At 51.5% G+C, this 11,900-nt stretch carries 9 protein-coding genes; 6 read left to right on the top strand and 3 right to left on the bottom strand.

Annotation, left to right across the window (positions count from 1 at the left end):
- The first annotated feature begins 216 nt into the window (after positions 1-216).
- The 4 genes from AZF00_RS01745 to AZF00_RS01730 all read left to right on the top strand — a co-directional run bounded on the left by AZF00_RS01745 (position 217) and on the right by AZF00_RS01730 (position 3,298).
- Entirely contained in the window at positions 217-1,020 is an 804-nt protein-coding gene (locus AZF00_RS01745; protein WP_062382800.1) for an SDR family oxidoreductase, read from the top strand.
- Between the two features lie 13 nt (positions 1,021-1,033).
- On the top strand, positions 1,034-1,825 hold the full coding sequence (locus tag AZF00_RS01740; RefSeq protein ID WP_008251226.1) for an enoyl-CoA hydratase/isomerase family protein: 792 nt from the start codon (positions 1,034-1,036) through the stop codon (positions 1,823-1,825).
- A gap of 23 nt (positions 1,826-1,848) precedes the next feature.
- On the top strand, positions 1,849-2,526 hold the full coding sequence (locus AZF00_RS01735) for a TetR/AcrR family transcriptional regulator (RefSeq protein ID WP_008251225.1): 678 nt from the start codon (positions 1,849-1,851) through the stop codon (positions 2,524-2,526).
- A gap of 64 nt (positions 2,527-2,590) precedes the next feature.
- Complete coding sequence (locus tag AZF00_RS01730) at positions 2,591-3,298, top strand: glutathione S-transferase family protein (protein WP_008251219.1); 708 nt, start codon at positions 2,591-2,593, stop codon at positions 3,296-3,298.
- A gap of 538 nt (positions 3,299-3,836) precedes the next feature.
- On the opposite strand, the gene AZF00_RS01725 is transcribed toward AZF00_RS01730, so the two are convergent.
- The 3 genes from AZF00_RS01725 to AZF00_RS01715 all read right to left on the bottom strand — a co-directional run bounded on the left by AZF00_RS01725 (position 3,837) and on the right by AZF00_RS01715 (position 9,080).
- Positions 3,837-5,471: an AMP-binding protein gene (locus tag AZF00_RS01725; protein ID WP_062382797.1), complete on the bottom strand. Its 1,635-nt coding sequence runs from the start codon at positions 5,469-5,471 to the stop codon at positions 3,837-3,839.
- A gap of 194 nt (positions 5,472-5,665) precedes the next feature.
- Positions 5,666-7,822: a 3-hydroxyacyl-CoA dehydrogenase NAD-binding domain-containing protein gene (locus tag AZF00_RS01720; protein ID WP_062382793.1), complete on the bottom strand. Its 2,157-nt coding sequence runs from the start codon at positions 7,820-7,822 to the stop codon at positions 5,666-5,668.
- Positions 7,823-7,874: 52 nt separating this feature from the next.
- Positions 7,875-9,080 (bottom strand): acetyl-CoA C-acetyltransferase, encoded by a 1,206-nt coding sequence (locus tag AZF00_RS01715; RefSeq protein WP_062384807.1) that lies wholly within the window; start codon positions 9,078-9,080, stop codon positions 7,875-7,877.
- A 147-nt stretch (positions 9,081-9,227) separates the two neighbouring features.
- Here AZF00_RS01715 and AZF00_RS01710 point away from each other — a divergent pair, with 147 nt between their 5' ends.
- Complete coding sequence (locus tag AZF00_RS01710; protein WP_081482695.1) at positions 9,228-10,250, top strand: AraC family transcriptional regulator; 1,023 nt, start codon at positions 9,228-9,230, stop codon at positions 10,248-10,250.
- Between the two features lie 176 nt (positions 10,251-10,426).
- Positions 10,427-11,890, top strand: a complete 1,464-nt coding sequence (locus AZF00_RS01705; RefSeq protein WP_082793641.1) for a coniferyl aldehyde dehydrogenase — start codon at positions 10,427-10,429, stop codon at positions 11,888-11,890.
- Positions 11,891-11,900: the final 10 nt, after the last annotated feature.

Here is an 11,900-nt window from a genome sequence, read left to right as displayed (position 1 = left end):
TCAACATAGACTGTCAAGCTCTTGAGTGCTTAAAAATAGAAGACTCAAGATATGAAAGAATGCACACACGTCACAAGCAATTGTTTTAGCTAGTTAAAATAAAATCGTGGCAACTACGTCAAGCAAAGTGATCTTTTGGTCAATAAGTTTAATTGAGTTTAGCTCAACATTCCGCTAACCTAAGAACATCATCATAAGATCGGCGAGGTCAAAAAAGTGTTTAAAGAGGATATATTACTGGGCAAAACAGCCTATATTTCCGGCGGCACAAGCGGCATTAACTTGGGAATCGCCCTGACGCTGGCGCGCCATGGCGCCAACATCGCCATTATTGGCCGCGACCTAGAAAAAGCCGAGCGCGCCGCAGACACCATTCGCAGCGCAGCGCCCACCGTAAAGGTGCTCTGCTTTAGCGCCGATGTTCGCGACTACGACGCCATTGAAGACACCATGAAGCAGACTAGCGAACAGCTAGGTCAGCTCGATATTGTTATCGCTGGCGCTGCCGGCAACTTCTTCGCCCCCGCCGTTAGCATTAGCCCCAAGGGTTTTAAAACCGTAGTTGATATCGACTTAATGGGCACATTCCACGTATTCCGGGCTGGTTTCGACTACTGCAAAAAGACCACCGCGTCCTTCATTGCCATTACTGCGCCCCAGGCAGTTAACGCCACGCCGCTGCAAGCTCATGTTTGCGCTGCAAAAGCCGGCGTCAACGCACTGCTAAAAACCTTGGCCATGGAATGGGGTCCTTCTGGCATAAGGGTGAACGGCATTGCACCTGGACTCACCGGCGACACCGAAGGCCTAAAGCGCCTATTTGCCACCGACCCTGACGGCGGCCAGAAAATGATCGACGCCCTACCCATTCGCCGCCTTGGCTCTGTAGATGACATTGGCGCCGCTGCGATTTACCTCAGCTCGCCACTGGGCGCCTATGTTAACGGCACTGTTCTCGACGTTGACGGCGGCTACCAAATCGGCGACGCCAGCCTCGACTGCCTCAGCCCCACCCGATAAACGGACCGCAACCATGATTAGCACCTCACACAGCAATCACGTTAGAACCATCTACCTCGACGATCCAACGTCTTTCAACGGTATTAGCGAAGCCCTAGTTGCCGCAGCAACCGAAGCGCTGACCGCCGCCCTGCAAGATCAGGACGTGCGCGCCATCGTCTTAAGCGGCAAGGGCAAACTCTTTAGCGCGGGGGGCAATCTTAAGAATTTCATGTCCCAAACCACGCCCATGGATGAATACATTAGCGATGCCATGACCAAGGTCTACAATCCCTTCGGCCTGTTTCTGCGCAGCCTCAGCAAACCCTTGGTGTGCGCAGTAAATGGTCCCGCCATTGGCGCGGGCGTCGGCATCGCCCTGAGCGGTGACATTACCGTAGCCGCTCGCTCGGCGTATTTCTCGCTACCGTTTGTGCCCAAGCTTGGCGTAGTTCCGGATATGGGCTCATCATGGCTGCTGACCCGCGCACTGAATTACAACCAAGCTTTGGCACTGACCCTCACCGGCGAGCCCCTGTCTGCAGAAGACGCCACCGCCGCGGGAATGATCTGGCGCTGCGTAGACGACGAACAACTGGCCGACACCGCCCAACAGCTGGCCGAGAAGCTGGCCCAATGCTCCCCAGCCGCGATTCGACGCAGCAAGCAGCTACTCGCCGCCGCCGCCGAGAACAGTTATGCTCAGCAACTTGAATTAGAACGCGACCTACAAACCGTGAGCTTTGGCGGCAACGCCTTTAAAGAAGGCCTCCAATCATTTGCAGAGCGCCGTCCAGCAGATTTCATCAACCGCGGCGACGAATAAACGAAACATAAGGGATATTTAGTTTGGCAAAGATCAAAAGTAACAGCGCGAGAACCCGTCTTTCGCCCGAGCAACGTCAACTCGAAATTGTACAGGCCGCCAGATCAGTTTTTGAATCTCAGGGCTACGAATCCTCTACCATCGCCGATATTGCAAAATGCGTCGGCGTTGTAGAGGGCACCGTGCTACACTATTTTAAAACTAAACGCGCGCTAATGACCAAAGTCATCGAAGAGTTTTACTCTGACATTACTGGCACCATGGAAGAAGGCGTGGCAGGCATAGATGGCGTGCGCAATAAAATTCGCTACGTAATCTACACCCATATGTCGATTCTTCATGACAACGCCAGTTTGTGCACCGTAATACTTAACGAATCCCGCAGCAGCCAAAACGAATTACTCGAAAAAGTTCACGACCTTAACCGGCGCTACAGCCATATCGTTATCAGCATCATTCGCGAAGGCCAAGACAGCGGCGAAATTGCGGAATTTGCTTCCCCGGTACTAGTTCGCAATGTGGTATTTGGCGGTATAGAACACTACCTCTGGGACATCGTTTCTGGCGGCCGCAGTGCCGACATCGACAAAATCGCCGACCAACTAACCCAGCTCGTCTACACCGGCATTGTGAATCGCCCCGACGACGTCACCGGGGAAGTGAATCAGTTAATCGTTAAACTTAACAATATGATCAAGTAATTAATCCTGCCATTGCAGCCCACGCGGTGGCAGCTTATCGTTCACACAATAAATAGGCATTGCGATGAGCAACATCATTATTCACCAACTCGAAATCTCCCCCTTCTGCGACAAAGTTCGTCGCACGCTGCATTTTAAAGGCTTGGATTACAGCGTAGTAAACGTCCCCATGGGCGAGTTGGCCAAACTCAAGAAAAAGTCTGCCATTGGCAAAGTACCTGTGCTCGAAATAGACGGCGAATTCATTGCCGACTCCAGCACCATCTGCCGGGAGCTAGAACTGCGTTTCCCCGACAAACCACTACTACCTAGCGACTCCGCCCAACTGGCACTGACCAATATTCTTGAAGACTGGGCCGACGAAAGTCTCTATTTTTTTGAGATGACCATGCGCTTCACCTGGACCTACGACCGCGCCCGCTGGGTCACCGAAATACTGAAATACGACAATGCCCTAATGCAACGCCTTGCCCGCCCGCTAGTGCCCTACCTAACCCGCAAACAGGGTACACTGCAAGGCCTAGCAAAACGCAGCGAGGCCGACATACTCAATGAACTCAGCCGCCACATACAAAGCCTAGAAAACCTGCTCGCCAGCAACGGCGACTATCTTGTTGGCGACAGCCTTAGTCTTGCCGACATTAGCGTATTAGCACAAATCGAATGCATTGCAGGCTCGTCAAAAGGCCTCCCAATTATTGAAAAGGCGCCGAGGTTGATGGCGTGGATTGAGCGGGTTGAGGGGCTGACGGGTGGCGCGGCGACGCGTTGATTTTTGTCGGACGTAGGCTTGCTGTACGCTTGACGAGAGATTGAAGACGCCAGACAAAAACCGTTTAGGGTAATTGCTCGTCATACCTGAAAATTTCGTCATACCGGGAAATTTCGTCATACCTGCGTAGGCAGGCATCCATGTGAACGAAGTGCATGCTTTGAGACTCAGCACCAAGGCTGCACTTTGTTGCTGGGATGGGCCCCTGCCTTCGCAGGGGCGACGGTTTAATCGTATCTCGTCACACCTGAAAATGTCGCCATACCGGGAAAATTTCGTCATACCTGCGTAGACAGGTATCCATGTGAACGAAGTGCATGTTTTGAGACTCAGCGCCAAGGCTGCACTTTGTTGCTGGGATGGGCCCCTGCCTTCGCAGGGGCGACGGTTTAATCGTATCTCGTCACACCTGAAAATGTCGCCATACCGGGAAATTTCGTCATACCTGCGTAGGCAGGTATCCATGTGAACGAAGTGAGGGACAAAGTAGAAGCATTTTAGAATTTACTCCTGCCGCAATCTTTTTTAGGACCTATAGCTAGACGAAGCTCACTCTCTCGGTAATCTTCGCGTTAATCACATCGCTGTATTTTGCAATCAAACTTTTGCGCTTTAGCTTCATCGTTGGTGTTAACAAGCCATTCATTATTGTCCATTCCTCTGGGGTAATAATGATGGCCGCAATTCGTTCATACGGCGGCATAGTAACGTTGATTTGATCTAGGGCTTCGATGAGTTTTGCAGCTAAGGCTGCGTCATCGAGATCAACTGCAAGCTCTGAGCGAGTCGCGAGCATCACGGGCTGATCTAGACCGTGACCGCAAACACAGACTTGACCCAGCTCAAGTACCGCGCCAAATTTGTCTTCTAACTTAATTGGACTAATAAATTTGCCCTTAGTAGTTTTGAAGACCTCGCTCATTCTCCCGGTAATCCACAGATTGCCGTTTTCGTCGAGTTTGCCGGTATCGCCGCTGTGATACCAACCGTCGATGAGCACGTCGTCGGTTTTGTCTGGGCTTTTATAGTAGCCTGTCATTAAGCCGCTGCTACGAAAACACACTTCTTCGTCGGCGGTGAGTTTTATCTCCACCCCAGGCAAGGGCTTGCCAACACAACCCGCAGGCGGACGACTGGATTCGCTCCAGAAAGTACCGTCGCAGAAATTCTCAGTCATGGAGTAGCCTTCCCGCAGCATGACACCCAAGTCCAAAAACCAGTTTTGTACATCTTTAGGGCACGGCGCCGAGCCGGTTAAAATAACTTTGGCTTGGTCCAATCCCAATTGTTTGCGCACGCCTTGGCGCTGCTCGTCGGTAAATGCGGCCTGCACTTCCGGTGGAATCTTAGCGTCGACAGCGGTTTTAAATTTCACCCAGAGCCGCGGGACAGAGAAAAAGAAAGTGGGTGCAACTGAGCGAAGCTCTTCGGCAAAAAATTCCAAACTTTCCGAAAAAGAGATTACACCATTGCAGTACAGGGCGTTCATTTCAACTATGCAGCGCTCGGCCGCGTGGGATAAAGGCAGGTAAGACATAAAGCGCTCACGCTCGTCATGGCTACCAATACCCCAGGCTCCTTGAAAGCGCGGCAGCACGTTGCCGGGAGTCGCGTGAACATGCATAACGCCTTTGGGGTTACCGGTGGTACCCGAGGTGTACAGAATCGTGAATAAGCTCTGCGGGTCAGGCACTGGCGAGCCGGAAAACGGCTCATAGTGGGCAAGTATGTCAGCTAATGACTCATCGACTTCAATGCTGCAACCGTGAATACCCACCCGCGTCATACCGGCAGGCAGTATCTCGCCGGCGGTCTCGGCAATATCGAAACTACCAAGGAATATCAGCTGGCTCTCGCTGTGGTCTAATATGTACTTGCTTGAGCCAGCATCCTGACCTGGATACAGCGGTACACTGACGTGGCCCGCCAACATTATGGCAAAATCAACCACTACCCAGTCTGCACAGTTTTTAGCAAACACCGCGATCCGACTGCCCGGCTCAAAGCCCTGTTCAATGATGTAGGCCGCTAAGCGACGGGCGCGGTCGGCAACCTCTGCCCAGGTGTATTCTGTCCACGCTAAATTCGCCGGTTGCCGTAAAAATACTTGGTCAGCCGCCTCTGCTTCCCAGCGATAAAACATTTCCAATGGCGTTTTCACAGCATCACGCATTTCCGACATCCTCTTTTATCATTATTTCAATACTGCCGTCTAAACAGCACGCGCCAAACTCAGCTGCTACAAAAAACCATCGATATAGCCGTAGTTTTGACCATGGTTTTTCTTGGCCCGCAATTGAACATGACTCAGTAGTGATAAAAATTAACATTCATCACGGCCTGAGTCCAGACTAATTGATCTTTAACTCAATTAAAATTCGCGCCCTCAGCAATTTTATCGGCCACAATGGCTGGCGCCCGGAAGCGCTCGCCGTAGGCCTCCGCCAAGGTTGTGCAGCGCTCAGCAAAGCGCTCAAGGCCATAGGTATTAACAAACTGTAGATAACCACCGGTCCAGCTCGGCGCGCCAATACCCATTATTGCGCCAATATTACCGTCGGCGACACTGCGCAACACACCGTCTTGCAGACACACCAGGCTCTCAATAACCGGCCGAAATAACAGACGATCACGAATATCAGCGTCACTTATTGCGGAATCTACCCCTTCTTTAAAGTATAGCGCTTTCAGTTTTGACCATATGGCCTTGCCCGATTCGCTATACTCGTAATAGCCACCACCATGCACTCGGCCACCGCGACCATGCTCATTTAATAAACAGCGCATAAGAGCGGTGCCCTGGGGCGTGGGATCGTCTTCTGGTTTGCGCAAGCCCATGGCGATTTGGGCGTCGATTATGTCCAAAGACAGTTTTTGACTAACTTCATCTTGCAAGGCCAGCGGTCCTACTGGCCAGCCCACAGATTTACCGACATTTTCAATACGAACCGCATCCACACCTTCCGCGATTAACTGCGCAGCCTCTTGAATTGGGGTACTGATGGTGCGCGAGGTGTAAAAGCCTGGCGCATCATTCACCACAATCGGCATTTTTCGTAGTTGCTTGGCAAGGTCAAAGGCCTTGGCCAGAGTTTCATCGCTGGTCTGCTCGCCGCAAATAATTTCTAACAACGGCATACGATCTACTGGCGAGAAAAAGTGCATGCCAATGAAGTTTTCAGGCTTGCTGCTGGCGGCAGCAATACGCGTAATCGGCAAAGTTGACGTATTAGAAGCCCATACGCCACCGTCTGCCAACATGGTTTCAGCTTCCTTCACCAATGCGTGCTTAAGCTCGATATTCTCAAAGACTGCTTCAATAATAAAATCGCAGCCCTGCAAGTCGGCAACGTCGACACTTAGTTTAATTCGCGCTAGCGCCCGCGATGCGTCCTCTGCCGTCATCCGTCCTTTTGCCACCAATTTGGCAAAGCCATTTTCGGCATAGGCTTTTGCTTTGGCGGCAGATTCGATGCTCACGTCTTTTATGACTACCTCAATCCCCACCTGCGCGGCCACCATGGCAATACCCTGCCCCATCATGCCGCCGCCGAGTACACCCAGCTTTTTAACGGTATGCTTTTCTGCGATTTTTGGTCGGCTCTTGCCGCCAGCAACCTGATTCATTTGAAAGAAAAAGGCGTTGATCATATTTTTAGCTTCGGGCCGGGTGACCAGTTGCGAAAACTGGCGACTCTCAATAGTCAGCGCGGTATCAAAATCTACCCGCAGCACCTCAACCATGGTATTGAGAATAAATTCTGGCGCGGGCAGTAAACCCCGGGTTTTCTTGAATAAGGCTGCCGACGCCATAGCAATTTGCTGACTCATGCCGGGGCTGCTCTCATTACCACCGGGAATGCGAAAACCTTTGCGATCCCATGGCTGGCTCGCACCTTCACTGCCCGCTGCATTGTTTATAATCCAGTTTTTCGCCGTCGCTAAAAGTGCAGTTTGATCTGCCGCCAGCGCATGGATAAAGCCTTCGCTAAGCGCTTTTTCGGCATTGATTTTTTTACCGTCCATTAAATACGGGAAAGCTTTTTGAAAACCAATTAATGAGGTTAAGCGCACAATACCGCCGCCACCGGGTAGCAAGCCAAGGCCAACCTCAGGCAGGCCCAGTTGAACGCTGCGGTGATTTACTGCAATACGGCAATTGCAAGACAAGGCCAATTCCAAACCGCCGCCCAGTGCCGCACCATTTATTGCCGCAACCGAGGGCGCGCTCAATTTTTCAATACGCCGAAATAAGGATTTAATCATTTGGGTGCGCGTAAACACCCCCTCTTCTTGGCCGGGTTGAGCCGCAATAAGCTCATTGAGATCACCACCAGCCACAAAGGTTTTTTTAGCCGAAGTGATGATCACACCGGCAAGATCAGGCTCCTGCTCTAGCCTGTCTAAAGTTTCTTTTAGAGCGGCAATAAAGCCGTCGTTTATCGCGTTTACCGGGCCATTCATGTCCATGGTAACCGTCACGATATTGTCGGCGTCTTTTTGATAGATAAATTCTGTGTTCATAATTCTACTCAGCATTCGGTGAAATTAATTTGTAAGCCTGCAGCACGGGCAATCACACCCGCTCTATAATCGTGGCGATACCCATGCCCCCCCCCACACACAGGGCCACTAAGCCGCGCTGTAAATTTCGGCGCTCCAATTCGTCGAGCATGATGCCAATTAACATGCCGCCGGTTGCGCCCAGCGGGTGCCCCATGGCAATGGCGCCACCGTTAACATTGGTAATGCTGTCGTCTATACCCATGTCCGCCATAAAACGCAGCATGACCGAGGCAAAGGCCTCGTTGATTTCCCACAGGTCGATGTCACGCACAGATAGACCAGCTTTTTTAAGGCATTTATGCGCCGCAGGACCCGGGCCTGTAAGCATGATAACGGGGTCGCTGGACGTAACAGCGGTGGCAACAATCCGCGCACGGGCTTTAAGACCCAACGCCGAACCGATCTTGGCACTGCCAATTAAGACCGCGCTGGCGCCATCGACAATACCCGATGAGTTCGCGGGAGTGTGCACGTGCTCAATTTTTTCTAGGAGGCTATATTTGGACAAGGCGAGTTCGTCCATACCCATATCACCCATCGCTTGAAAGGAGGGCTTAAGAGCGGCGAGGCTCTCGAGGCTACTATTGGGTTTAATAAAATCATCTTGGGCCAGAATCACCGCTCCACTGCTATCGCGTACGGGCACCAAAGAGGTAAACCAAGCATTGTCGCGGGCGCGCGCCGCACGCTGCTGCGAGGTCACTGCAACTTGATCGACATCACGACGGCTCCAACCACCAAGATTGGCGATTAAATCGGCACCTATGCCTTGGGGCGCAGCTTTTTGACCCAAAATAAATTCAGGGTCAGAAAACATAGCGCCACCATTGCTACCCATTTTTACCCGCGACATGCACTCAACACCGCCAGCAACAATAAGATCTTCCCAACCAGAGGCAATTTTCTGGGCGGCAGTGTTAACCGCTTCGAGACCAGAAGCGCAAAAGCGGTCGAGTTGAAACCCGGCAACGCTTTCATCCCAGCCCGCATATTGTACCGCCGCCTTGGCAATGCAGCTGCCCTGCTCGCCCACGGGGGTAACGCAACCCAGTATCACGTCGTCTACTACGCTGGTGTCTAAATCATTGCGCTGCTGCAACTCCCGGAGCAAACCCGCCGCCAGTGCCACCGGTTTAACCTCGTGCAATGAACCACCCGCTTTGCCTTTGCTACGCGGTGTTCTGATCGCGTCAAATATATATGCACCAGTAGTCACACCAGCCTCCAGAATAATTGCCAACACGATATCGCCTGTCGAAATCGCAAGTAGGTCTAGTGTGGGAGACAGCGATAATCAGTACAATGATTAAAAAAGCGATTAAAATTGACATAAAACTGCAAAATAAGCTTATATTTGCACTCTATGAACAATTTATCGACGCTAACTATCTCAATGGCCACGGTGGCACGCAGCCTCACCGGCGCCCGTCTGCACGGCATTAATTGCAGCCATCTATTGCGCAGCTGCGGCATAGACCCAGCCTTACAGGGTTCACCGCAAACCCGTATTCCGGCGCGGCAATTTATCGAGCTATGCCGTCGCACCAGTGGCCGCCTAGAAGACGAACAGTACGGCCTGCTAGAACGTAAACAGCGCATTGGCAGCTACCACGCCATTGCCACTAATGCGGTGCACGGCAAAACCCTAGGTGAAGCCATGCGGCGCTTCACCTCGGTGAGCAACCTCTTTGATAACAGCCTACATTTGTCCTGTGAGCTAAACGACCACAAGGTCAAAATCCGGGTCTTGCGACGCACCGGCATGCAAGTGCGAGACAGTTTTGCCATAGACACAATACTGATGATTTTGCACCGTTTTGCGAGTTGGCTAATCAATGAACGCATTGCCCTGCAAATGGTCGCACTGGATTATCAGGCCCCACCACTGCACGAACACGAGCATCTGTTTTATGGCAGCACCGTCGTCAACGGCGCCGACTACAGCGGCATTGAGTTTGATGGCGCTTATTTTGACCGCCCTGTAGTGCAAACCGAGTTAAGCCTAGCTGACTACTTTCAAGATGCCCCCGCCAACCTCTACCTGCCCTTTGAAGAAAGTGGTCAGTACACCTTGTACATACGCCGTTATCTTGACCAGCTGCCCAGGGAAGATGCTCCACAACACAGCTTAAAATCGTGCTGCAACGCACTCGGCATCAGTAGCGACAGCCTACGCCGCCGACTTAAACAAGAAGGCAGTAGCTGGCAGGGCATTCGCAATAGCGTGCGCCGCGAACAGGCCATTAAACTGCTGGCTAGCAGTGACAGCAGCGTAGAACAAATTGCATTTAGCATTGGCTATACCGAAGCTGCGCCCTTTATACGCGCCTTTAGAACCTGGACCGGCATCACCCCACTGCAATTTAGAAAATCCCTGCAAGGGTAAGCTGGCAATTATTGACCCAAACATCAATAGATGCCAAGATAACCCTCACCTATTAATCACAATAATCTAGAACATGCGAAAATAACCTTGTAAGCCGATGTTTTGTATATCGATTACACATATTTCCCCTATTAATATTAATACCAATAAAGAAGCACGCAACGGAGCTGGCAGCGATGAGCAATACCGAAAATCGGGTGATTACCCCACTATTTGATGCCGACGCCAATGCCCAAAGCATTGCGGCAACACTTAACACTCAACGCCAAAGCTTTATCGATGACGGCTACCCCACACTTAAAACTCGCATCGACCGGCTTGATCGCCTTATTGATTTACTGCGCGTGAACAAACAACGATTCTCAGATGCGCTGCGTGCCGATTACCGCGCTCGCTCCCATTTTGACAGTGTGGTATTTGACGTTCTGGTGCCCATTGAAAGCTTAAAATACTTGCGCAAAAACACCGCTAGCTGGATGAAAAAAGAATCCCGAGGCGCAAAGTTCCCCCTCAATTTACTCGGCGCCGACGCCCATGTATTTTACCAGCCACTGGGCGTGGTCGGCATAGTGTCGCCGTGGAACTTCCCTGTACAACTTACCTTTTCGCCGCTGGGCAATGCGATCTCGGCGGGTAACCGCGCCATGATTAAACCCTCGGAATTAACACCTGAAACCTCAGCATTAATGGCCGAGCTTATTCACAACACCTTTGCGACCGAAGAAATTGCAGTAGTTAACGGCGGCCCAGACGTGGCCAGCGCATTTTGCGGTCAGGCTTTCGATCATTTAGTGTTCACTGGTGCGCCGTCGGTGGCCAAACACGTAATGCGCGCCGCCGCTGAAAATCTCGTACCACTAACGCTTGAACTAGGCGGCAAATGCCCAGTGATAATTGGCGAAGGCGCCGACTTAAAAGCCGCTGTTGAGCGCACATTTACCTTTAAAACGATGAATGCCGGTCAGATCTGTTTGGCGCCGGACTACACCTATGTTAAAGCATCACAGCTCGAAGAATTTATTCAGTTTGCCCGCCAATTTGTGGAAAGCAATTTTGGCACACTGAATGACAATCCCGACTACGGCTCGGTAATCAACGCCCGCCACCGAGGCCGAATTACGTCTTATATACAAGAGGCCCATGACCGAGGCTATCGCGTTGAAGCCCTCGCCGACGATATTGGCTTGGCGCAACCAGAAAGCCACAATAAACTCGCCCCCACTTTGGTAATAAACCCTGACAGCGACGCCAAAATCATGTGCGACGAAATTTTTGGGCCAGCTATGGCGGTAAAAACCTACGACAATATCGACAGTGTTTGCACAGAAATTAACGCCGGTGAACGGCCCTTGGCGCTCTATTACTTTGGCTCGTCCAAGGCTGAAATTCAGCAAATCAAATTAAATACCACCTCCGGCGGTATGGTCGTAAATGATATTGCCGCCCATGTTTTACAAGACACCATGCCACTAGGTGGGGTTGGTCACAGTGGTATGGGTAGCTACCATGGCTTTGACGGCTTCCGCCAGCTCAGCCATGCCAAGGCCTATTACAAACAGGGCTTGGTGAGCCTGACCCCGTATTTCAAAGCGCCACACACTGCCAAAATGCTTAAGCTACTAGAGAAAGTGATGGGCTAATACTTCAGCG

The sequence above is a fragment of the Zhongshania aliphaticivorans genome, from assembly GCF_001586255.1.
In the GTDB taxonomy this organism is placed as follows: domain Bacteria; phylum Pseudomonadota; class Gammaproteobacteria; order Pseudomonadales; family Spongiibacteraceae; genus Spongiibacter; species Spongiibacter aliphaticivorans.
This window is presented reverse-complemented; position numbering and strand designations above follow the sequence as displayed.